This window comes from Janthinobacterium sp. MP5059B, assembly GCF_001758645.1.
Lineage (GTDB): Bacteria > Pseudomonadota > Gammaproteobacteria > Burkholderiales > Burkholderiaceae_D > Janthinobacterium > Janthinobacterium lividum.
In genome coordinates this window covers 14,530-35,641 of sequence record NZ_LRHX01000009.1, presented here as the reverse complement: position 1 = coordinate 35,641, position 21,112 = coordinate 14,530, and the positions used below count along the sequence as shown (strand labels likewise).

Sequence of the window (21,112 nt, the reverse complement as noted above, 5' to 3'; positions counted from 1 at the left end):
GGTAAAGCACGTTTTGAGCCAGTCTTGCCAAAGCCGTGCTTAGCCCTTCAACGTTTGCTCCAGCACATGCAACTCGTGGTTGCATTCCGGGTTCTTGGTACGGTCCAGCGCGATCTTGCGCACGGCATGCAGCACCGTGGTGTGGTCGCGGCCGCCGAACAGCTCGCCGATTTCCGGCAGGCTCTTCTGTGTCAATTCCTTGGCCAGGTACATGGCGATCTGGCGCGGCCGGGCGATATTCGCGGGCCGGCGCTTCGAATACATGTCGGCAACCTTGATATTGAAGAAGTCTGCCACCGTTTTCTGGATGTTTTCCACGGAAATCTGGCGGTTCTGCACCGACAGCAAGTCCTTCAAGGCTTCCTTGACGATATCGATGGTGATGTCTTTGCCATGGAAACGCGAATACGCCAAAATTTTGCGCAGCGCGCCTTCCAGCTCGCGCACGTTCGAGCGCAAGTGCTTGGCGACAAAGAAGGCCACGTCGTCAGAGAAAGTCACGCCTTCCTGCTTGGCTTTTTTCAGCAGAATCGCCACGCGCATTTCCAGTTCCGGCGGTTCGATGGCCACTGTCAGGCCCGAGTCGAAGCGCGAGATCAGGCGGTCGTCCATGCCCGTGATTTCCTTCGGATAGGTATCCGAGGTGATGATGATCTGTTTCTTTGCGGCAATTAATGCCTCGAACGCATAGAAAAACTCTTCCTGCGTGCGGCTCTTGCCGCCAAAGAACTGGATATCATCGATCAGCAGCATGTCGAGCGAGTGATAGTAATGCTTGAAGTCGTCGAAACCCTTGCGCTGGTAAGCGGTCACTACGTCGCGAACGTACTGTTCCGCGTGGATGTAGCGGATCTTCGCGCCCGGATTGTCGGCCATCACCTGGTTGCCGATGGCGTGGATCAAGTGGGTCTTACCCAGGCCGACGCCGCCGTAGAAGAACAGCGGGTTGTACGACACGCCCGGATTGTTCGCCACCTGGATGGCGGCGGCGCGCGCCAGCTGGTTGGCTTTACCCGTCACGAAGCTGTCGAAGGTCAGGTCGGTGTTGATGCGGCTCTGCTCGCGGCGCGGCGCCGCGCCAATGCTCAGTTCCGGCACGCTGGGCTGCGGCTCCGCGGCGCGCGCGCTGGGCGCGCCGCCATTCGGATCGCTGGCCGGGGTGCTGGCGGTGACGGGTTTCTTCGGCAGGGCCAGGCGCGGGTCGAGCACGAACTGCACTTCCGTCGGCGCTTCGAAGTACTGAATGGCCAGGGCAGTGATGCGGCTGGCGAACTGGGTCTTGACCCAATCGAGCTTGAAGCGATTGGGCGCAGCAATGCGCAGCTTGCCCTCTTCGTAATCGAGAGGGATAAGCGGTTTGATCCACGCACTGAATTGTTGCGGTGTCAGCTCCAGTTCCAACTGCGCGGAACAGGCCTGCCAGAAATTATCCATGTATGTCTATGTGAAAAGGTGTGGGAGGGCGTATCGATTCTGCCCTGCGTTCACCGTGTTGCAAGGCCGGCGTCGCGCGAGGGCTCGCCACACGTAACGCGCTATTCTACTCCCGACTGCGAAAGTTATCCACAGGCACGGCTGTTATTTTTGTGTGGCGGGGTGGGGCGCCGTGTGCATAAGAGGCGACTTATCCCCCGGTTATCCCGTTACAGGCAGTGCTGGCGCGGCCTGTGGCGGGGCCTTGCCGGCAGATCGGGGGCGGCGCGCAAATTTCCAGGCGATCACGGCAATCCTTGACAAGAGGGGGGCATATGCTGAATAATTCAGGGTTCCCCGCCCGTATTCCGTGTTTATTCATTTGGAACGACAATATGGACTAAGCGTGGATTAAGCGGGCGATGAGATTGGCCAGCTTGTGCCTTGGCATAAGTGCGCGATTGTCATTGGCACCAAAAACTGACGGGACGTCAGACCCGATTTTGCATTTTTTTTGTTTTTAGCGAGACCAACATGAAACGTACTTACCAACCTTCCGTCGTTCGCCGCAAGCGTACGCACGGCTTCCGCGCTCGTATGGCTACCCGTGGTGGCCGTGATGTGCTCAACGCACGTCGCGCAAAGGGCCGCAAACGTCTGGCCGTCTAGGCTTGTCGTTGACAGCTGATCGCGTGGCTAGCTGTACTCCAGTCGGCAATCAACGCGAAGGTTCACACGACTTCGCGCGCGTTCGGCGTATCGTTAAAACGGATGAATTTTCATCCGTTTTTCGTTTGCGCCCTTCGCAAAAAACAGCGCATTTTGTGCTGTACACCCGACACAATCAATTGCCGCATGCGCGGCTGGGCGTCGTTGTGGCCAAGCGTTTCGCGCCGCGCGCGGCGACCCGCAACACGATCAAGCGCGTCACGCGCGAGCTGTTTCGCAACAGCGCGATGCCGCCGGTCGATTGCGTGGTGCGTTTGTCGCGCGCCGTCAACAGCAAGGATGGCCCGGCCACCACGACCCGGCTCAAAGCCGAGCTGCGTGAGGAATTGAGCCGCCTGTTCGCGGCGCAAATCGCCGCCCAGGCCCGTTCTGTTGCTGCGCCACCACCATCCGCGCCATGAAAACCCTGCTGCTGTTCCTGCTGCGCGCTTATCAGTTGCTGATCAGCCCCATGCTGGGACAGAATTGCCGTTTCTATCCGAGCTGTTCGCATTACGCGATGGAAGCGCTGCGCGTGCACGGCACGGCCAAGGGCAGCCTGCTGGCTGCCAAGCGCCTGTGCCGTTGCCACCCCTGGAATGAAGGGGGCGTCGACCCGGTGCCGCCGGCCGATGGCAAACAATCTTCAACGACCGCTTGCGGTTGCAACCACTCCTGACAAATACCCTAATGGATATCAATAAACGTACCATCCTGTGGATCGTGTTTTCCGTCTCGCTGGTAATTCTCTGGAACGAATGGATGATCTCGAACGGCAAGCCGTCGATGTTCTCCGCGAACACGGAACAAACCGCCAAGGCGCCTGCGACCCCTGCCAAGACGGCTGCCCTGCCAGCTGCGGCAGGCGTGCCTGCCCTGCCGGGCGAGGCTGTCGATCCCGCCGCGTTCAAGCGCGAAGTGATTACCATCACCACCGACGTCATCAAGGTCGATATCGACACCCTGGGCGGCCAGGTCAAGCGTCTGGAATTGCTGAAATTCAAGGGCGCGGGCAATCCGGGCTGGTTTGGCGGTTGCTTCGGCCTGTTCAAATGGTGCCAGCCTGACGACGGCAAGCAAAACGAAGTGCTGTTCGACGAAGGCGCGAACCACACTTACCTGGCGCAATCGGGCCTGGTCGGCGGTCCGTTCCCTACCCACGCGAGCGGCTTCACCGTGCAGCCTGGCGTACGTACCCTGGCCGACGGCAAGCAGATCCAACTGGTGATGGAAGCGGTCGAAGGCGGCGTCAAGCTGACCAAGACGTTTACCTTCAAGCGCGGCGACTACGTCATCGACGTGCGCCACGACGTGTCCAACGTGGGCGCGGCGCCTGTCACGCCGCAGCTGTATCTGCAACTGACGCATGACGGCAACAAGCCGGTCGGCGACTCGTTCTTCAACAGCAGCTTCACCGGTCCTACCCTGTACACGCCACAGGACAAGTACCAGAAGCTGACGTTCGAGAAAATCGAAAAAGCGGCCGCAGAAGACGAGAAGAAGGGCAACGACAATGCCATGAAGGGCTTGCACCCGGCGACGGCGAATGGCGGCTGGTTTGCGATTTCGCAACACTTCTTCGTGTCCGCTTTCGTTCCGCCTGAGAACGCCAAGCGCGACATCTTCACGAAGAAGGTCGGCCCCAACCTGTACGCCATCGGCAACGTGCTGCCCCTGCCTACCCTGGCGCCAGGCGCCTCGGCCAGCATGGACAGCAAGCTGTACTCGGGTCCGCAAATCGCGCACCTGCTGGAAAACGTCTCGCCTGGCCTGGAACTGGTCAAGGACTATGGCTGGCTGACCATCATCGCCAAGCCGATGTTCTGGGTCATGGAACAGATCCACAGCGTGCTGGGCAACTGGGGATGGACCATCATCGCCTTCACGATCCTGATCAAGCTGCTGTTCTTCCCGCTGTCGGCCGCCGGCTACCGCAGCATGGCCAAGATGAAACTGGTCACGCCGAAGATGCAAGCCATCCGCGAACGCTTCAAGGGCGATCCACAAAAGATGAACCAGGCCACGATGGAGCTGTACAAGACGGAAAAGATCAATCCGCTGGGCGGCTGCCTGCCGATTTTGATCCAGATGCCCGTCTTTATCGCCCTGTACTGGGTCTTGAACGCGTCCGTGGAAATCCGCGGCGCGCCATGGATCGGCTGGATCACCGACCTGGCCCAGCATGACCCATGGTGCATCCTGCCCGTGCTGTACGCGATCTCGATGTTCATCACGACCAAGCTGAACCCGGCTCCGGCCGATCCGATGCAAGCGAAGATGATGCTGTTCATGCCACTGGCATTCTCGGTGATGTTCTTCTTCTTCCCGTCGGGTTTGGTACTCTACTGGGTCGTCAACAACGTCCTGTCGATCGGCCAGCAATGGGTGATCACCAAGAAATACGCGCCTGCCGTCAAGTAAGTCCGGCCAGCGAACAGAAAGCCCGCCTAGTGCGGGCTTTTTAATTCTTGTAGGTCGGATTAGCGTGGCAAGGCCACGCGTAATCCGACACTATCGCCAGCGTGTGCTGCGTCGGCTTACGCGCTGCGCGCTAAGCCGACCTACGTTGCTGCACCTTCCCTTGCCGTACCTATTACAATATCCCCATGAAACTCGACTCTTCCCCTATCGCCGCCATCGCCACCGCTCCCGGACGCGGCGGCATCGGCGTGGTACGCGCCTCCGGCAAAAATCTCGCCCCTTTGATGGCCGCCCTATTCGGCGCGCAGCAACTGAAACCGCGCCACGCCACCTATCTGCCATTCACGGAAAGCGACGGCGCCATCATCGACCAGGGCATCGCCATCCACTTCAAGGGTCCGCATTCGTACACGGGCGAAGACGTGCTGGAATTGCAGGGCCATGGCGGCCCCGTGGTGCTGCAGCTGCTGCTGGCGCGCGTGCTGGAAGCGGGCCGTGACAGCGGCTTGCGCCTGGCCGAACCGGGCGAATTCACGCGCCGCGCGTTTTTGAATGACAAGCTTGATCTGGCGCAAGCCGAAGCCGTGGCCGACCTGATCGATGCCTCCACGGAGGCGGCCGCCAAGTCCGCCTCGCAATCGCTGTCGGGCGCGTTTTCCAACACCATCCACGCGCTGGTGGAGCAGGTGACGGGATTGCGCATGCTGGTCGAGGCGACCCTGGACTTCCCGGAAGAAGAAATCGATTTCCTGGAAAAATCGAATGCGCGCGGTCAATTGAAGGCCGTCATCGAAGCGCTGAATAAAGTGTTTGCGCAGGCGGCGCAGGGCGCGCTGCTGCGCGAAGGCCTCAATGTCGTGCTGGCGGGCCAGCCCAACGTGGGCAAGTCGTCGCTGCTGAACGCGCTGGCTGGCGCCGACGTGGCGATCGTTACGCCGATCGCCGGCACCACGCGCGACAAGGTCAGCGAAACCATCCAGATCGAGGGCATTCCGCTCAACATCATCGATACGGCCGGCATCCGCAGCGCGGGCGACACCATCGACGCCGTCGAGCGCATCGGCATCGAACGCACGTGGGGAGAGATCGGCAAGGCCGACGTGATCCTGCACCTGTTGGATGCCGACCATGGCCCCACCCTGGCCGATGAAACCATCGTTGCCGCCTTCCCCGAAGGGGTGCCCGTGGTGCGCGTGTGGAACAAGATCGACCTGTCGGGCCACAAGCCCAGCGTCGACAACCTGCCTGACGCCACGCACGTGTATCTGTCGGCGCACGAGCACATCGGCATTGACCTCTTGCGCGCCGAGCTCTTGCGCATCGCCGGCTGGCAGCAGACGGGCGAATCGCTGTACCTGGCGCGCGAACGCCATTTGATCGCCTTGAAATCGGCCGGCAAGCATCTGGACATCGCCGCCGAGCACGCGGCGCAGGACGACCAGTCGCTGGACCTGTTCGCCGAAGAACTGCGCCTGGCGCAGGTGCAGTTGTCGAGCATCACGGGCGAGTTTTCGCCTGACGATCTGCTGGGCGTGATCTTCAGCCGTTTCTGTATCGGCAAGTAAGGGGAAGCGATGAAAATGTTGATCGCTGCCGCACTGTGCTGTCTGCTCTTGCTGGCTCAAGCAGAGGAAAAGCTGCCGCGCGACGTGGCGCAGTTCATTGAGCATGCGCAAATGTGCGAGCATTTTGCCGGCGAATGGGATGACAACGACAAGGCGCGTCAGCGCGAGATCACGCAAGCCGTGGCCGACTCGTGCGGGAAGGCGCAGCGGCAGTGGAAACGGCTGTCCGCCAAGTATGCAGGGCAGCCGACGCTGCAAAAAATCATTGCCGATAATGCCAATGACGCGGTGCGCAGTTTCCGGAAATAGCGGCTGCCCTGACTTGTGGCAGCTCAGCTCTTCTTGTGCTTGGCCTGCTCCTCCTTGAATTCCTGGAACGTTTCGATATGCTCTGCGCGGCGCAGCACGCGCGAGTGCGGGTCGAGCGTGTACGTGGCGCCAGCCGGCAGGGGCAGTTCGCCAAAGCCCAGCGACATGGAAACGGTATGGATTTCCTTGCCGATACGCACTTCCACCGGCATCGGGAATGCGATGTCGGCAGGTGTCTTCCATAGCAGGCGCAGGGTGTCGCCGTCACGCACGGCGGACAGTTCCGGCAGCGCGGCCTGGTACAGATAGGCCTGGAAGAACCAGTCGTAATTGCTGCCCGTGACTTTGTTGACGATGGCCATGAACTCCGTCGTGCTGCCATAGCGCGGCTGGAACTGGCCCGGCTGCGGCTGTTCCGTGCCGTAGACGAGCAGGCGCACGGCGCGGAAGAACGCGTCGTCGCCGATCAGGCCGCGCAAGGTGTGCAGCACCAGCGCCCCTTTCACATAGATGTCGCCGCCCGGCCCGCCCTTCTTCAGGTCGTAGACTTCTTCCTCGCTTTTCGGCTTGCCCGAGACCATGGGAGCCTTGTTGACGATGCCGGCGCGCATTTGCTGCAACGAAGCAAAATACTCCTGTTCTCCCCGCAGATACTGCATGTACAGCGGCTGCATATACGTGCCGAAACCTTCGTGCAGCCACATGTCGTCCCAGTTGCTGTTGGTGAGCTGGTTGCCGAACCATTCATGGGCGAATTCATGTTGCAGCAGCTCATCGTAGCCATAGCTGGTCTTGGCGAATTTGTTGCCATAGGCATTGATGGTCTGGTGTTCCATGCCCTTGTGCGGCGTTTCGGCGATACCGACTTTCTCATCGCCAAACGGGTAGGGGCCGATGACGCTTTCAAAAAAATCTAGCATGGGCGGCAATTCTGCGAACAGGGCGCCTGCCTTGGCTTCGCTTTCCGGCAAGTACCAGAACTGCAGGGGGATGCGGTTGCCGTAGCGGCTCGCATACTCGCCCTGCAGGCTGCGGTAGGGCGCCACGTTGAGGGCGATGCCATACGTGCTCGGGTGTTTGGCGCGCCAGTGCCAGGTGCGCCAGCCGTCGGCCTCATCCATGCCAAGCGCGATGCCGTTGCCGGCCGCCACCAGCGGCGCCGGTACCTGGATATGCTGGTCGATCAGCTGGGCCTTGCCCATTGGATGGTCGATGCAGGGCCAGAACAGGTCGCAGCCCTCGCCCTGCACGGCGCTGGCGATCCACGGCGCGCCATCGGCCGTGCTCGACCACACCATGCCGCCATCCCACGGCGCTTTCACGGCGACGTGCGGCACGCCATGGTAGACGATGCGGATGGTGGTGCGCGCGCCTGCCGCGAGGGTGGCCGGCAAGGTCATGCTCAGGCGCCCGTCCGGGTTGGCATAGTCTTGCGGCCGCAGCGGCTTGCCGTCGATTTCGATGGCATCGACCGGCAGGTTGCGGTCCAGGTCCAGCGAGAAAAGCGAGATCGGCTGCGTGGCCAGGAAGGTCAGGCGCGCGTCGCCGGCGATGCTGCGGCTGGCCGGGTCGATGCGCAAGGTCAGGTCGGCGTGTTCGAACACCACCGCCAATTGCTCCGGCGTGCGTTCGGCGCCCGAATTGAGGGTGTAGACAGTGGGCGCGCGCGTGGCGCAGGCGCTGAGCAGCAGGCAGGAGAGCAGCAGAGGGATGTGTTTCATGGCGAGCGCGCAAGTGAACGGAACACTGATTGTAGTGTGAAGTGGCAACGTTGTCGTTTGGAAATTTCAAAGTGCCGATGGGGCAAGCGTGGCCGCCGTTGAGAAATGTCATGGGCTTCAAACTGTGCTGACGTAATCTTGCTGAGCGGCCTTGAAGTGCCGCGAGGAAAGGAAGCGCCATGGACAGCAAACAGCCGGACGTCGTGGAACGCGAGGGAGAGGTGCTGGCGGCATTGCCCGCCATGCCGGAATTGATCGCTACCTTGCCGCCAAAAGGCGCGTGCTGGTACTGCGACAAGCCGCTCGACGCCGTGCGCCGCTTTTGCGGCAAGAGTTGCGGCATGGCTTACGCGGAAGAGGCGCAATACCACCGTTGAGCGTGGAAACTAGCGGCGCCGCAGCAGTGCCGCCAGCGCGCCGTCGAAATCGAACTCGTGCGCGGCGGCTGCCACTTCTTGGTAGACGTTGACGCCCAGGCTGGCCGCCAGCAGGCTGGCCGAGTTTTCCAGGATGTCGATGGCCGCCCCGTCGCCTTCGCGCAGATGGCTGGCCAGGCGCGCCAGCAGCAGCTGGATGGCGGGCGCGGCCGGATCGGGCGCCACGTCCTGCGCCGCCGTGTGGGTTGCCTCCGGCGTGCCCAGCATGCTGCTGACCGCGCCCAGCAATTGATCTTGCGCCAGTTCCAGCTGCAGCATTTGCCGGGCCAGGTCGGGCGCTTGCGCACGCAGTGCCGACTCCAGCGTTTCGGCCAGGCCATGCACGTGGCGCGCACCGATCATGCCGGCGGCGCCCTTCAAGGTATGCGCCTTCAGGCGCGCGGAGGCATAGTTGCCCGTGTCGAATTCGGCGCGGATCTGGCACGGCGTGGTGCCGTGGTCATGCAGGAAGCGGCGCAGGATTTTCAGGTACAGGATGCGGTCGCCCATGATGCGGCCCAGTCCGTTCTCGACATCGAGAATGCGGACCATGTCGGATGCCGCAACGGCGGCATCATCATCGCAAGTGGCGTGTGGTTTCAGCATGCTGTGCAGAGCGCCCGAAAACTTGTCAATTGCCGTAAAGCAGGAACAGCTATTCTACATCCAGTCGTACCCGACGCTGCGCCCGCTTGGCAGTCGGCAAAATCGCTAGCGTGTCGTGAATGACCAGCTCTGCGTGACGTCCGTACCATTGACTTTGCCGATGAAACTCACGTCATAGGCCGTGTTCGCCAGCAGCGGCGCCAGCGGGATGATGGACGCGGCCGAGACTGGCGTATGTGCATCATTGCCGCTGGTGAGCAGGCGCACCGTCAAGTCCGCGGCGGCACCGCGCTGGCGCACGCTGAACGTGGTCACGCTGACGGTCGTGCCGTAGTTGGCATGCACGCTGATCGGGTAGCCGACCACGTCCTGGTTCGGCACGGGATCGGGTGCTTCGTTATCGCTGGAAAAACTGACGGCTACCTTTTGCTGGCCGCCGAATGGGTAGGTGACGATTTTCCCTGCTGCCAGCCCGGAGCCATAGCTGCGGTTACCGGCCAGGTCGGTGGTGAAATACGCATAGCCGGCGCCACTGACGGCCGCGCCCGCGCCCCCTTCCTTGAAGAGGGGCTCGAAAATGACGAAGCGGTGATAAATGGCCGTGACCAGTTCCTCTGCCAGGTAAAAGCCGGACGTGTTGCTGGCGCCGGCGATGACTTCGCCCTGCAGCGACGTGACGACGTAGCCGGCCTTGGCCAGGCGGTCGCCCAGTTTGACGCCGGTAAAGCCGGGCTTGCCCTGCACTTGCTCGTGCGCCACTGTATTGTTGAGATTCAAGTAGTTGGAATGGCCCAGGGCCGCGCTGTCGATCAAGCCATTGCGCACCATTGGCGACAGGCCGATCTGGCTGCGCCGGTAGTTGAACCAGTTGAAGCCATCGGTGGCAATATTGTTGCTGAGGACGGGAGCACCGGGCTCCTGTGTCAGCTGCCCGGCCGGGGTCGAGGTGCTCAGCGACGTCTTGTCGCCGCTATCGCCGCCGCCACAGGCGCTCAGCAGGGCTGCGCTCAGCAGGGCGGGTATCCAGTATTTCCAACGCAGTGACGAGACAATCAAGTTGACTCCTGTATAGGTAGGCGGACAGCGGTAAGCCAACATGCTGCCCTGTAAAACGATTCTAAGGCATTTTTATATGCCGTAGAGCATCCATGACAAGATATGTCGCGCGCTCGTGCGCGGACGGTGCCGCAGCTGCGCAGGGTAGAATGAGCATAGTGCAGCGTTTGCCGCTGCGTAGCCTCATTACCGATTTCTTTGATTGCCCACAAATTTGAACACATTGCCCAAGTCGCGCCTGCAGCGCGCCAAGTACGCCTTGCCCAGCATGGTGACTTTGCTTTCGATAGCCTGCGGTTTTGCCAGCATCGTCATTTCCGTCGATAACGCGACTGTCGGCGACGCGGATGCCTACCGCCTGGCCGCCGCCTTGCTGGTGCTGGCCGGCGTGTTCGATGCGCTCGACGGCTATGTCGCGCGCCTGACGAACACCAGTTCGCAGTTTGGCGTGCAGCTCGATTCCATCGCCGACGTGATGAATTTCGGCTGCGCCCCGGCCGTCCTGTTGTACTGCTATGGTTTTGTGCAGATGGGCGTGCACGATCCGCTGCTGCTGCGCTTTGGCGGCATGGCCAGCTTCTTCTTTGTCGCGTGCGGCGCCATGCGCCTGGCGCGTTTCAATGTGAACGTGGGGCGTACCGATCCCCTGTATTTCGTCGGCATGCCGATCACGGCTGGGGCCGCTTGCGTGGCGGCCGTGGTGGTGGCGTGGCCGGCGCCCATCGATTCCATGCTGCACAGCTATCTGCTGATGCTGCTGCTGGTGGGCGTGGGTAGCCTGATGGTGTCGACCTTGCGCTTCCCCAGCTCCAAGCAAAAGAAAAGCCTGGCCGCGCTGCTGGTGCTGATCGTCGCCATCGCCCTGCTGGTGTGGCTGAAGACCAGCTTCTTTGCGCTGTTCTTCGCCGTCTACATCGCCGCCACCCTGCTGCTCAACCTGGCGTGGTACCTGGGCTGGCGCGGTATTGCGCTGCCGCAAGTATTCAACGACCCCGACGAGATCGATTAAATTCTAAGCCACCTCGTGCCCGCGCGCGGCACGCAGGATGGCGAACCAGTCGCTGCGGCTGAGTGTGAACTGCGTGCCTTCCACGGCCACGCCCACGGCTTCGATGCGGCCCGTGCCCGTCAGCGGCAGGGGACGGCATGGCAGTTGCATGATCCAGGCAAACACCACGCTGGCAAATGGACGCTGCAGCTGGTCGGCGATCTGCTTGATGACATTGCGCAAATTCTCCACATTCGCGTCGCCGCCCTGGAACAGGCGGCCACCGGCCAGCGGCGACCAGATCATCGGCGCCACCCCCACATCCTGCAAGCCGTCGAAGGTTTCATCGAACAGCGGTGTCACGTGCAGCGGCGAAAATTCCACCTGGTTCGTCACCAGCGGGAAGCGCCGGTGCAGGCACTCGAACTGGTGGCGGCTGAAATTCGACACGCCAAAGTGCAAGACCTTGCCCGCCTGCTGCAGCTGGGTGAAGGCGCCTGCGATCTCGTCAAAATCCATCAGGGGGTCGGGACGATGGATCAGCAGCAAGTCCAGGCGGTCCGTGTGCAACTGGCGCAAGGTGTGTTCCACGGAACTGGTGATGTGCGCCGCGCTCGTGTCGTAATGCTGGATGGCGTGGCCGGGCCGGTGCGGCGACAGCAGCTTGATGCCGCATTTGCTGACCAGTTCCATCTTGTCGCGCAAGCCCGGCTGCAGGGCCAGCGCTTCGCCGAACAGGCCTTCGGCGCTGTAATCGCCATAGATATCGGCATGGTCGAAACTGGTCACGCCCAGCGCCAGGCATTGCTCGATGAAGGCCAGGCGCTGCTGCGCCGACATATTCCACTCGCCGATGCGCCACATGCCGGCGACGATGCGCGACAGTTCGGGACCGTTGCTGCTTAAACGGCTGCGCGGCGCTTGCAGGCTGGCGGGAAATACATGGCTCATGGGCTGGCTTTCTGATGGTGGCGAAGAAGGTGATGCCCCGATTATATCCAGTGCTACAGCATGCTGCGGATAAAGCGGCAGCAACGTTCCTGCAGGGAAGAGTCGAGCTGGCCGCCCAGTTGCATCTGGTACACCAGCGCTGATTGCAGCATGAAGGCAAACAGGCGCAGGTCGAGGTCGGCGCGCACGCCGATGTTGACCAGGCGCTGCACCACCAGGGTGATCCACGGCGCGACGATCTGCTCGCGAAAGCGCAGCTGCGCCGCCGCATCATTGTGGATCAGCACCAGGAGATCGCAGGTGAAGCGGCCATCGGCGTTCAGGTTGTCGAAGATACGCGCGCAGATCGCCTCGATTTCCTGGCCGTCCGGCATGTCGAGCGCGCGCTGCAGCTTTTCCGCCGTGCGCTTGACGAGCGCGTCAAGCAGCATGTCTTCGCGGCGCGGCCAGCGCCGGTAGATCGTCTGACGCCCCACGCCAGCCACGTCGGCCACCATCTGTATCGTCACGGCGTCGAGCCCATGCTGGCGCACCAGCATGACGATGGCTTCCAGTACCGCATCTTCCACGCCCGCCTTGCGCGGGCGGCCACGCACCGCTGCCTCTTTTTTAATCACGTCGAACCTGTCTCTGAATGTTTCTTTTAATTATGGTACGATGCGCACCGTAAATGCAAAGCAACTGCTTGTCAATCATGTTGGTCAATTAACCGGCAGGTTGAAGCAGCGCGCCGCGATACTCCAGTCATCTCTACGTGAAATCTGCAATCTCAGCGGCGCTTGCCCGCATTTTCTTTCTGACTCCCACATCCATCACTGTGGCGGCTCGTGCCGCCTGAGGAAAACCTATGAAAATCATCGGGATTTCGCCCCACCGGCGTAACTTCCTGCGCAAGGCCGTCGGCGCCGCGCCTGCCGTGGCCTTGCTGGCCGGCGCCGGTGGCGGCCTGGCCATGGCCGTCTCCAAGGACCAGCCTGCCTACAAACCGCGCTTTTTCGACGCCACCGAATGGGCCACATTGTGCGCACTGGTCGACCGGCTGATCCCGGCCGATGGCGAAGGGCCGGGCGCGCTGGAGTCGGGCGCGCATGAATTCATCGACTTGCAGATGAACACGCCGTACGCGTATGGCGCGCTGTGGTACATGCAGGGGCCGTTCGTGCCCTCGATCGAACAGTTCGGCTACCAGTTCCACATGGCGCCGCGCGAGCTGTACAAGAGCGCCCTGGCCGGCGTCAATGCAGCCGTCAATAAACAGTCCGGCAAGCCTTTCGTGCAGCTGAACGCGGCCGAGCGCGATGCCGTCATCACGCAATTGCAAAAGGGAAGCCTGGACATCGGCGCAGTGCCGGCCAAGGTCTTCTTCAACCAGTTGCTGCAAAACACGCGCGAAGGCTACTTTTGCGACCCCGTCCACGGCGGCAACAAGGACATGCTGGCCTGGAAGATGGTGGGTTTCCCCGGCGCGCGCGCCGATTACATGGATTGGGTGGAGCAGTATGGCAAGAAATACCCGCTACCCCCTGTTTCTATCGCATAAGACTTTTTGTAGCAGATCAAAGAAAAAGAAAAACCATCATGAGTGATATCAAACCAGATGTAAAAATGAAGCCTGTCGATGCCGTGATTGTCGGCTTTGGCTGGACCGGCGCCATCATGGCCAAGGAAATGACGGAAGCGGGCCTGAACGTGGTCGCGCTGGAACGCGGCGAGTACCGCGACACCTATCCCGACGGCGCCTATCCGAAGACCCTCGACGAGCTGACCTATATCCAGCGCAGCAAGCTGTTCCAGGATATGTCGAAGAGCACGTTCACCTTCCGCCACAGTATCACGGGCGTGGCCGTGCCGTACCGCCAGATCGGCGCCTTCAAGCCCGGCACGGGCGTGGGCGGTGCAGGTCTGCACTGGTCGGGCATGCACTGGCGCGTCTTGCCGGAAGAGCTGCAGATCCGCAGCCACTACGAACGCCGCTACGGCAAGAAATTCATCCCCGAAGGCATGACGATCCAGGACTTTGGCGTGACCTACGCCGAGCTGGAGCCGCACTTCGATTTCGTGGAAAAAGTCTTCGGCACCTCGGGCCAGGCGTATAAGGTCAACGGCATCGTCGTCGGCGACGGCAATGTGTTCGAGGGCGACCGCTCCGACAATTACGCGCTGGCGCCGCAAAAAGTGCCGTACACGGCTGAACTGTTCCGCCGCGCGGCCAAGGCCGTCGGTTATCACCCGTTCGTCAACGCTTCGTCGAACGCGTCCGGTCCGTACACGAACCCGTATGGCTGCCAGATGGGACCGTGCAATTTCTGCGGTTTCTGCTCCGGTTACGCTTGCTACAACTATTCCAAGGCGTCGCCCAACGTCAACATCATGCCGGCCCTGCGCATGGTCTCCAATTTTGAATTACGCGCCAATTGCAATGTCGTGCGCATCAATCTCGACGGCAGCAAGAAACGCGCTACCGGCGTGACCTACATCAATGCGGACGGCAAGGCCGTCGAGCAGCCGGCCGACCTGGTCATCGCCAGCGCCTTTGCCTACAACAATGCGCACCTGTTTTTGCTCTCCGGCATCGGCAAGCCGTACGATCCCGTCAGCAATGAAGGCGTGGTGGGGCGCAACATCGCCTACCAGATGATGTCGACCATCCAGACCTTCTTCAAGGAAGACACGAACACCAACCCCTTCATCGGCGCCGGCGGCACCGGCGTCGCGCTCGATGACTGGAATGGCGACAACTTCGACCATGGCCCGCTGGGCTTTGTCGGCGGCTCGCCCGCCTGGTGCAACCCGGCCGGCTCGAAGCCCATCTCGGGCATCGCCACGCCGGATGGCACGCCCGCCTGGGGTTCGGCCTGGAAAAAGGCCGTCAAGAAGAGCTACCTGAATACGGTCTCGTTCGACTGTCACGGTGCCAACATGACGTATCGCGACTGCTACGTCGACCTCGACCCCACCTACACGGACAAATATGGCCAGCAATTGCTGCGCTTTACCTTCGACTGGAAGGAAAACGACATCAAGATGAGCCGTTTCGTCACGGACAAGATGATGAAGGTGGCCGAGGCCATGAATCCGGAAGCGATCAAGGTGTCCGTCAAGAGCGTGGGCGACCACCTCGACTTGCGCAACTACCAGACCACCCACTGGGCGGGCGGCACGGCCATGGGCGCGGATCGCAAGACCAGCGTCGTCAATCGCTATCTGCAGAGCTGGGATGTGCACAACGTGTTTGCCGTCGGTTCCAGCGTGTTCCCGGTCGGCATCGGCTACAACCCGACGGGCCTCGCTTGCGCGCTGACCTACTGGTCGGCCAAGGCCATCCGCGAGCAATACCTGAAAGATCCCCGTCCCCTGGTCGCTTGATAAAGAACAAGAAGATGAACAACACATTCACCCAAACAGTGGGCGCACTGTTGCTGGCACTCGCCTCCAATACCCCCGGCATCGCCTGGTCCGCCAGCGCAGCCAGCGCCACCGTCCCGAACGCCCAGCTGATACGCCAGGGCGAATACCTGGCCCGCGCCGGCGACTGCATCGCCTGCCATACGGCCGGCACGAAAGGCCAGCCGTTCGCCGGCGGCCTGGGCATGGAAACGCCGATCGGCAAGGTGTATTCCACGAATATCACGCCGGATAAAAAGGCCGGCATAGGCGACTGGAGCTTTGCCGATTTCGACAAGCTGATGCGCACTGGCGTGACCAAGCGCGGCTACACCGTGTATCCGGCCATGCCCTACCCGTCGTACTCGCGTTTGAGCGAGGCGGATATGCAGGCCCTGTACGCCTACTTCATGCATGGCGTGAAGGCGGACCCGACGCCGAACAAGGCGGCCGATATTCCATGGCCGCTGTCGATGCGTTTCCCCTTGACCATCTGGCGCTGGGCCTTCGCGCCGACGCCGCAGCCCTACAAGGCGCCAGCCACGGGCGACGCGCAATTGCTGCGCGGCGCCTACCTGGTGCAGGGCCTGGGCCACTGCGGCGCTTGCCACACGGCGCGCGGCGTGGGCATGCAGGAAAAATCGCTGACGGACGAAGGCAACACGACGTTCCTGGCCGGCGGCGGCGTCATCGACGGCTGGTCCGTGCCCTCGCTGCGCAATGAGCATGGCGGCGGCCTGGCGCGCTGGAGCGCGGCGGAGATCGCCGAATTCCTCAAAACGGGCCGCAACAGCCATACGGCATCGTTCGGCGCCATGAACGATGTGGTGGCCCATTCCATGCAGCACATGACGGATGGCGACCTGGCGGCGATGGCGAAATACCTGAAGTCGCTGCCGCCGTCGAATCCGGCCACGCCGGCCTTCGTGGCCGATGACAAGCTGGGCAAGCAATTGTTCAGCGGTATCGTCAATTCCAAGGGCGCGCAGCTGTACCTGGACCGCTGCGCCGGCTGCCACCGCTCCGACGGCAAGGGCTACGACAAGGCCTTCCCTGCGCTGGCCGGCAATGCCGTGCTGCAGACGAACGATCCCACGTCGGCCATCAATATCGTGCTGTCGGGTGGCGCCGTGCCGGCCACGCGCACGGCGCCGTCGGCGCTGACGATGGCGCCGTATGCCGACATTTTTAATGACGAGCAGACTGCCCAGGTGGTGACCTTCATCCAGACCAGCTGGGGCAACCGCGGCACACCGGTGACGGCGGCGCAGGTGGCCAAGGTGCGCAAGGTGTCCGTGCCGGTGGCAGCGTCGCAGACGGAAGCGACGTTTGCGGCAGGCCGCCACGGCACCTTCCCCCCCGTGGCGCGCAAGCCGCACCTGAAGGATGCGCCGGCGAAGTAAAGTCTACGGACGAAAAAAATGCCCGCAGCATCTGCGGGCATTTTTTATGGGGGGGCTAACTGCTTATTTCATCCACAGGCGCATCGAATCCCAGGCGCGGCCGAAGATCGTGGCCTGGTTGATGGTTTCCAGCGCCACGACAGGCAGTTCCAGCAGGACCTTGTCGTCGACCATCATTTTCAGTTTGCCGACAGGGGCGTTTTCAGCCAATGGCGCGACCAGCGGGTCCTTGCGTTCCAGCACCGGTTTCATCTTGGCAGCCGTGCCTTTGGGTACGGTGACGAGCACATCGCGGGCGAAACCGATTTTCACGGTGCCTTTCGAGCCCTTCCACACTTCCGGCGTGGCCACGGCCTGGCCCTTCGAGTACAGCTTGACCGTATCGAAGTTCTGGAAGCCCCAGTTCAGCAGCTTCTGGCTTTCCTGCGTGCGGGCCTGGTCCGACGAGGTGCCCAGCACCACGGAGATCAGGCGGCGCTCACCCGTGCCGCCTGGACGGCGGGCCGACGCGATCATGCAATAGCCGGCCGCTTCCGTGTGGCCCGTCTTCATGCCATCGACGGTTGGGTCCAGCCACAGCAGGCGGTTGCGGTTAGGCTGGGTGATCTTGTTGTACGTAAAACTCTTGATGGAATCGATTTTGTAGAATTCCGGGTAGTCGGCGATCACGCGCTTGGCCAGCACGGACAGGTCTTGCGCCGTGGAATAGTTATCGGGGCTAGGCAAGCCATGCGGATTGGCAAAACGCGTGTTTTTCAAGCCCATGCGTTGTGCTTCGCGGTTCATCAGCACGACGAACGTGCCTTCATCGCCGGCAACGGCTTCAGCCAGCGCCACGGCGGCGTCGTTACCCGATTGAATCATCAAGCCGTGCAGCAAATCGTCGATCGAGACGGGGGTAGCCGGGTCGATGAACATCTTCGAGCTGCTCGAATCGACTTTCCAGGCACGCACGGACACGTTCACTTTTTGGTCCAGCGCCAGTTTCTTTTCGCGGATGGCGGCAAACGTCAGGTAAGCCGTCATGATCTTGGTCAACGATGCCGGCTCGATGCGCGCGTCCGGATCTTGCGACGCAATGATCTGGCCACTGGTGGCGTCAAGCAACAGCCAGGACTTGGCGGCGATGGTCGGGGCTGGAACGCTCTGGGCGTAGGCGGCGGAAAAGAAAAATACACTGGAGGCCAGTGCCGCTAAAAGTTTTTTCATGGGGCTGGTCTGCGAGAAAAAGATGAAGGCTGAGGGCCATGCTGTTGCTACCTGCATGGCCGCGTGGAAAAAACGGATCAATTATAGCCGTGCAGGCGCTAGTAAGCCCACACTTCAATGATCATCTGCTGCGATTGCGGGTTTGTCACCATGCCACAGGGCAATCACGAGGTTCTTAATGTGGTTGAGCTTGCGGTGGAAAAAGTGGTCGGCGCCGGGGATCACGATCACGGGAATGTCTTGTGGACGGGCCCAGTCGAAGACGGCGGACAGGGGAATCGTGTCGTCCAGTTCGCCGTGGATCAAGATGGTGTCGGCGGGAATATCGGCCATGGCCCACTTGCCGGCCGCGCTGCCGATCAGCGCCAGGCGCTCGGCGGGTGTGCCGGCGGCAGCCAGGCGCTCCTGCAGTTTCGATTGCACGAAGGTGCCGAACGAGAAACCGGACAAGGCCACGGGCAAGCCGGGGTACAGGCCGCGCATGTGTTCATACAGCAATTGCATGTCGTCCGTCTCTCCCGCGCCATGGTCGTGCACGCCTTCGGAAGCACCCACGCCGCGGAAGTTGATGCGTGCCACCACGTAACCGAGGGCGACAAACGCGCGCGCCAAGGTTTGCGTGACCTTGTTATCCATCGTGCCGCCGTACAGCGGGTGCGGATGGGCAACGAGGGCGATGCCGCGCGGAGTGTCTGCCGGGAAATCGAGCAAGCCTTCCATGCTGCCTGCATGGCCGGCGAGGGTGAATTTTTCCGAGTTTCTGTTCATGATGCTCATACTGGTGGGTATCTCTTAAATTGGCATTAAATCTTGAGGCGTTCGACAATTTTGCCGCCCACCAGGTGCGTATCGATGATTTCATCGATATCGCTGGTGTCGACATAGGTGTACCAGGTCGCTTCCGGGTAGATCACCAGCAGCGGGCCTTCTTCGCAGCGGTCCATGCAGCCGGCCTGGTTGATGCGGATCTTGCCCGCGCCATTCATGTCGAGTTCCTTGATGCGGCGCTTGCAATGCTTTTGCGCCGCTTCCGCGCCATGGTCGCCACAGCTGTTGCGGCCGTCATCACGTTTATTCATGCAGAAAAAAACGTGGCGTTCAAAATACGGTGCGTCGCTCATACTATTCTCCTGCTGATTCATCAATGCGCCATGATAACGCTTATGGGTGGTCTTCGCGACGCTGGCGCTGCGCGTCCTCCTGCCGGTTCAGGCGGTGCGAGGGCAGGCACAGGAACCACAGGGCCATGAACGGCCACAGCAAGGCGAGGAATTGCGCCGCGCCATTGAAGTTCAGGAACTTGCCTTGCACCCAGCCTTGCAAGGTTGACATGAAGTACGGGTTGATCGGCGTCGTATTCACCATCACCAGGCTCAGCAGCAAGGTGGCGGCCGCGATGCGGCGCTGCGCCACGTGCGGCGCGAACGCCAGGCCGCCCAGCATGATCAGGCCGATCAGGAAACCGCCCTGGGCGCCCGGCGTGATCCAGACGAAGGCGTTTTCGGGCGAAAACAGCAGCGCGCTGGCCATCGAGCGCACGGTCAGGGCGGCGGCAATGAGGATCAGCATCAACACGGTGCGGGGCGCCGCGCGGCGCAGCAGGCACAGCAAGGTAAGCACGGCGCCCGTCATGCCGCACGCCGTGATGATGGTTTCCGAAAGCCAATATTGCTCGACGGTTAATATCACGTCGGGACGCAGATATGTGGCCAGGTCGATCTCCATGCCCGCCAGGCGCGACAGCCAGTCCGACAGGATGGGCAGCAGCTGGCCCAAGCCGAACAGATAGCCTTGCGGATAGATCTGCGCCAGCGGCCACAGGGCCACCAGCACCAGACCCTGGCTGGCATGCTGGGCAAACCAGCGCTGGCGCAAGCGGTACAAATGGCTATGGTCGAGCAGCTTGCGCGCCGTCAGGGCGCCGATGATGGAACCGATGCAGCAGCCGGCCGAATTCGTATAAAAGTCCAGATTCGACGATACGCGGCTGGGCAAATAGGTTTGTACGGCTTCCATGCTGCCGGAAATCAACATGCCGCACAGGCTGGCGACGATGACGGCAAAGAAACCCGTGATGCGTGGAAACAGTGAATACACGATCAAGGCGCCCAGCGGGATGTAGCCGACGACATTGATGCCCACGTCAAAGCCCGTCCAGTAGCGGGGCATGCGCGTGTTTTCCAGGAACGTCAGCGGCGACAGGCCATTGCTGTGCCAACCCGTGAATGGAAACCAGCTGGCGTACACGATCAGGAAGACGTAGGCGAGCAGGGTCGCGCGCGACACGGGCGAGGAGCGGACGGGCGGCAGTGGCGCCGCCGGACTGGCGGGGGAGGCTGGCGCCGTCATTCTTTCGGGATGGTCAGCGTGCCCAGCCAGGTCAGCAGGTCGGCGGCGATGGCGTCCGAGGCCGCCGCCAGCGCCTGCGCGCCCCCTTGCGCGTCGGCGCTGCTGGCCGGGCCGCTGCGGCTGAAGGTTTTCTGGTCGATCAGTCGGTGGCCGCGGAACAGCGAGGCGCGCAGCGATACATGGCCGCTGCTGCGCGTCTGCGTATCGAAAGCTTGCGAAAAATCATCGACGTCGATGCGCAGCAGGGGCATGCCGGCGGCCGCGTCCGTGGTCGACAGCACTTTCACGCCGCTTTGCGCCACGCGGGTTTTCAGGCGCTGGCTCAGCAGTTGCAGCGGCGGCGTGTTCCAGCGGTTGTAGGCGTACGGGCGCGATTGCTGCGCATCGGCGTACAGCAAGCGGTAATACATGCGCTGGCTGTCCAGCCAGGATGGACCGTTGGCGTCGGCGATCACCAGCACGGGCACGGCTGGCGTAGCCGGCTGCGCGGCGGCCAGCGGCGCGGCCGGTCCGAAATCATAAAACGTGGGGACGGGGCCGCGGCTGGCGCAACCGCCCAGCAGGAATGCGGCGGCCAGGACGAGTGCGCTGATATTGCGTGGGATAGGCATGC

22 protein-coding genes are annotated in these 21,112 nt (G+C 61.8%); 11 read left to right on the top strand and 11 right to left on the bottom strand.

The features are described 5' to 3' along the window. Positions 1–39: 39 nt before the first annotated feature. Positions 40–1,434, bottom strand: coding sequence for a chromosomal replication initiator protein DnaA (dnaA, locus tag JAB1_RS12095; RefSeq protein ID WP_034781304.1), 1,395 nt, complete (start codon positions 1,432–1,434; stop codon positions 40–42). A 513-nt stretch (positions 1,435–1,947) separates the two neighbouring features. On the opposite strand from dnaA, the gene rpmH reads away from it, so the two are divergent. The 6 genes from rpmH (at position 1,948) to JAB1_RS12070 (ending at position 6,416) form a co-directional block, all read left to right on the top strand. Continuing rightward, the gene (gene rpmH / locus JAB1_RS28760) at positions 1,948–2,082 is read left to right on the top strand and encodes a 50S ribosomal protein L34 (RefSeq protein ID WP_010401996.1); all 135 of its coding nucleotides are present in this window, start codon (positions 1,948–1,950) and stop codon (positions 2,080–2,082) included. Positions 2,083–2,105: 23 nt separating this feature from the next. Further along, entirely contained in the window at positions 2,106–2,543 is a 438-nt protein-coding gene (gene rnpA / locus JAB1_RS12090) for a ribonuclease P protein component (RefSeq protein ID WP_071653349.1), read from the top strand. Further along, positions 2,540–2,800 carry a membrane protein insertion efficiency factor YidD gene (gene yidD, locus JAB1_RS12085; protein WP_034754335.1) on the top strand — a complete coding sequence of 87 codons (261 nt, stop codon included), beginning with the start codon at positions 2,540–2,542 and terminating at the stop codon, positions 2,798–2,800. Before rnpA ends, yidD begins: the two co-directional genes overlap by 4 nt. Before the next feature lie 11 nt (positions 2,801–2,811). Next, positions 2,812–4,542: a membrane protein insertase YidC gene (gene yidC, locus JAB1_RS12080; protein WP_070258727.1), complete on the top strand. Its 1,731-nt coding sequence runs from the start codon at positions 2,812–2,814 to the stop codon at positions 4,540–4,542. A 185-nt stretch (positions 4,543–4,727) separates the two neighbouring features. Beyond that, on the top strand, positions 4,728–6,107 hold the full coding sequence (mnmE, locus tag JAB1_RS12075) for a tRNA uridine-5-carboxymethylaminomethyl(34) synthesis GTPase MnmE (RefSeq protein ID WP_070280089.1): 1,380 nt from the start codon (positions 4,728–4,730) through the stop codon (positions 6,105–6,107). Between the two features lie 9 nt (positions 6,108–6,116). Next, positions 6,117–6,416, top strand: a complete 300-nt coding sequence (locus JAB1_RS12070; RefSeq protein ID WP_070280088.1) for a hypothetical protein — start codon at positions 6,117–6,119, stop codon at positions 6,414–6,416. Positions 6,417–6,439: 23 nt separating this feature from the next. Here the strand turns inward: JAB1_RS12070 and JAB1_RS12065 are convergent, their stop codons facing one another. Then, positions 6,440–8,137: a M1 family metallopeptidase gene (locus JAB1_RS12065; RefSeq protein WP_070280087.1), complete on the bottom strand. Its 1,698-nt coding sequence runs from the start codon at positions 8,135–8,137 to the stop codon at positions 6,440–6,442. Between the two features lie 179 nt (positions 8,138–8,316). Here JAB1_RS12065 and JAB1_RS12060 point away from each other — a divergent pair, with 179 nt between their 5' ends. Next, entirely contained in the window at positions 8,317–8,514 is a 198-nt protein-coding gene (locus tag JAB1_RS12060; protein ID WP_034781317.1) for a hypothetical protein, read from the top strand. Between the two features lie 9 nt (positions 8,515–8,523). Here the strand turns inward: JAB1_RS12060 and JAB1_RS12055 are convergent, their stop codons facing one another. Then, a complete protein-coding gene (locus JAB1_RS12055) occupies positions 8,524–9,159 on the bottom strand; it encodes an Hpt domain-containing protein (protein ID WP_034781319.1) in 636 nt (211 codons plus the stop codon). A 105-nt stretch (positions 9,160–9,264) separates the two neighbouring features. Then, entirely contained in the window at positions 9,265–10,215 is a 951-nt protein-coding gene (locus JAB1_RS12050; RefSeq protein WP_343215990.1) for a CAP domain-containing protein, read from the bottom strand. Between the two features lie 268 nt (positions 10,216–10,483). Here JAB1_RS12050 and pssA point away from each other — a divergent pair, with 268 nt between their 5' ends. After that, entirely contained in the window at positions 10,484–11,224 is a 741-nt protein-coding gene (pssA, locus tag JAB1_RS12045) for a CDP-diacylglycerol--serine O-phosphatidyltransferase (protein WP_225243950.1), read from the top strand. 3 nt (positions 11,225–11,227) lie between these two features. Here pssA and JAB1_RS12040 read toward each other — a convergent pair whose 3' ends face one another. Continuing rightward, complete coding sequence (locus JAB1_RS12040; protein WP_034781323.1) at positions 11,228–12,154, bottom strand: aldo/keto reductase; 927 nt, start codon at positions 12,152–12,154, stop codon at positions 11,228–11,230. A gap of 53 nt (positions 12,155–12,207) precedes the next feature. Beyond that, positions 12,208–12,750 carry a TetR/AcrR family transcriptional regulator gene (locus JAB1_RS12035; RefSeq protein ID WP_217494295.1) on the bottom strand — a complete coding sequence of 181 codons (543 nt, stop codon included), beginning with the start codon at positions 12,748–12,750 and terminating at the stop codon, positions 12,208–12,210. A 251-nt stretch (positions 12,751–13,001) separates the two neighbouring features. Here JAB1_RS12035 and JAB1_RS12030 point away from each other — a divergent pair, with 251 nt between their 5' ends. From JAB1_RS12030 to JAB1_RS12020, 3 genes are read left to right on the top strand one after another with little or no spacing between them, the layout of a single operon-like run. Then, positions 13,002–13,694, top strand: coding sequence for a gluconate 2-dehydrogenase subunit 3 family protein (locus tag JAB1_RS12030; RefSeq protein WP_070258739.1), 693 nt, complete (start codon positions 13,002–13,004; stop codon positions 13,692–13,694). 38 nt (positions 13,695–13,732) lie between these two features. Beyond that, positions 13,733–15,520, top strand: a complete 1,788-nt coding sequence (locus JAB1_RS12025; RefSeq protein WP_052140055.1) for a GMC family oxidoreductase — start codon at positions 13,733–13,735, stop codon at positions 15,518–15,520. 14 nt (positions 15,521–15,534) lie between these two features. Next, positions 15,535–16,941 carry a cytochrome c gene (locus JAB1_RS12020; protein WP_070280180.1) on the top strand — a complete coding sequence of 469 codons (1,407 nt, stop codon included), beginning with the start codon at positions 15,535–15,537 and terminating at the stop codon, positions 16,939–16,941. A 63-nt stretch (positions 16,942–17,004) separates the two neighbouring features. Here JAB1_RS12020 and JAB1_RS12015 read toward each other — a convergent pair whose 3' ends face one another. The 5 genes from JAB1_RS12015 to JAB1_RS11995 all read right to left on the bottom strand — a co-directional run bounded on the left by JAB1_RS12015 (position 17,005) and on the right by JAB1_RS11995 (position 21,110). Further along, positions 17,005–18,150 (bottom strand): D-alanyl-D-alanine carboxypeptidase family protein, encoded by a 1,146-nt coding sequence (locus JAB1_RS12015; protein ID WP_034754313.1) that lies wholly within the window; start codon positions 18,148–18,150, stop codon positions 17,005–17,007. A 114-nt stretch (positions 18,151–18,264) separates the two neighbouring features. After that, positions 18,265–18,918: an alpha/beta hydrolase gene (locus JAB1_RS12010; RefSeq protein WP_070280179.1), complete on the bottom strand. Its 654-nt coding sequence runs from the start codon at positions 18,916–18,918 to the stop codon at positions 18,265–18,267. Between the two features lie 35 nt (positions 18,919–18,953). Continuing rightward, positions 18,954–19,271, bottom strand: coding sequence for a ferredoxin (locus tag JAB1_RS12005; protein WP_070280085.1), 318 nt, complete (start codon positions 19,269–19,271; stop codon positions 18,954–18,956). 40 nt (positions 19,272–19,311) lie between these two features. Further along, positions 19,312–20,499, bottom strand: a complete 1,188-nt coding sequence (locus JAB1_RS12000; RefSeq protein ID WP_070280084.1) for a VanZ family protein — start codon at positions 20,497–20,499, stop codon at positions 19,312–19,314. Further along, on the bottom strand, positions 20,496–21,110 hold the full coding sequence (locus JAB1_RS11995) for an ABC-type transport auxiliary lipoprotein family protein (RefSeq protein ID WP_070280083.1): 615 nt from the start codon (positions 21,108–21,110) through the stop codon (positions 20,496–20,498). The genes JAB1_RS12000 and JAB1_RS11995 overlap by 4 nt, the downstream gene beginning before the upstream one ends. Between the last annotated feature and the right edge of the window lie 2 nt (positions 21,111–21,112).

Excerpts from the sequence above, each read along its gene's own strand:
- JAB1_RS12010 (WP_070280179.1), bottom strand. The coding sequence starts at position 18,918 with ATGAACAGAAACTCGGAAAAATTCACCCTCGCCGGCCATGCAGGCAGC.
- dnaA (WP_034781304.1), bottom strand. The coding sequence starts at position 1,434 with ATGGATAATTTCTGGCAGGCCTGTTCCGCGCAGTTGGAACTGGAGCTG.
- yidC (WP_070258727.1), top strand. The coding sequence starts at position 2,812 with ATGGATATCAATAAACGTACCATCCTGTGGATCGTGTTTTCCGTCTCG.
- JAB1_RS12070 (WP_070280088.1), top strand. The coding sequence starts at position 6,117 with ATGAAAATGTTGATCGCTGCCGCACTGTGCTGTCTGCTCTTGCTGGCT.
- rpmH (WP_010401996.1), top strand. The coding sequence starts at position 1,948 with ATGAAACGTACTTACCAACCTTCCGTCGTTCGCCGCAAGCGTACGCAC.
- mnmE (WP_070280089.1), top strand. The coding sequence starts at position 4,728 with ATGAAACTCGACTCTTCCCCTATCGCCGCCATCGCCACCGCTCCCGGA.
- JAB1_RS12005 (WP_070280085.1), bottom strand. The coding sequence starts at position 19,271 with ATGAGCGACGCACCGTATTTTGAACGCCACGTTTTTTTCTGCATGAAT.
- JAB1_RS12000 (WP_070280084.1), bottom strand. The coding sequence starts at position 20,499 with ATGACGGCGCCAGCCTCCCCCGCCAGTCCGGCGGCGCCACTGCCGCCC.
- yidD (WP_034754335.1), top strand. The coding sequence starts at position 2,540 with ATGAAAACCCTGCTGCTGTTCCTGCTGCGCGCTTATCAGTTGCTGATC.
- JAB1_RS12025 (WP_052140055.1), top strand. The coding sequence starts at position 13,733 with ATGAGTGATATCAAACCAGATGTAAAAATGAAGCCTGTCGATGCCGTG.
- JAB1_RS12040 (WP_034781323.1), bottom strand. The coding sequence starts at position 12,154 with ATGAGCCATGTATTTCCCGCCAGCCTGCAAGCGCCGCGCAGCCGTTTA.
- JAB1_RS12065 (WP_070280087.1), bottom strand. The coding sequence starts at position 8,137 with ATGAAACACATCCCTCTGCTGCTCTCCTGCCTGCTGCTCAGCGCCTGC.
- pssA (WP_225243950.1), top strand. The coding sequence starts at position 10,484 with ATGGTGACTTTGCTTTCGATAGCCTGCGGTTTTGCCAGCATCGTCATT.
- JAB1_RS12060 (WP_034781317.1), top strand. The coding sequence starts at position 8,317 with ATGGACAGCAAACAGCCGGACGTCGTGGAACGCGAGGGAGAGGTGCTG.
- JAB1_RS12030 (WP_070258739.1), top strand. The coding sequence starts at position 13,002 with ATGAAAATCATCGGGATTTCGCCCCACCGGCGTAACTTCCTGCGCAAG.
- JAB1_RS12020 (WP_070280180.1), top strand. The coding sequence starts at position 15,535 with ATGAACAACACATTCACCCAAACAGTGGGCGCACTGTTGCTGGCACTC.
- JAB1_RS11995 (WP_070280083.1), bottom strand. The coding sequence starts at position 21,110 with ATGCCTATCCCACGCAATATCAGCGCACTCGTCCTGGCCGCCGCATTC.
- JAB1_RS12055 (WP_034781319.1), bottom strand. The coding sequence starts at position 9,159 with ATGCTGAAACCACACGCCACTTGCGATGATGATGCCGCCGTTGCGGCA.
- JAB1_RS12015 (WP_034754313.1), bottom strand. The coding sequence starts at position 18,150 with ATGAAAAAACTTTTAGCGGCACTGGCCTCCAGTGTATTTTTCTTTTCC.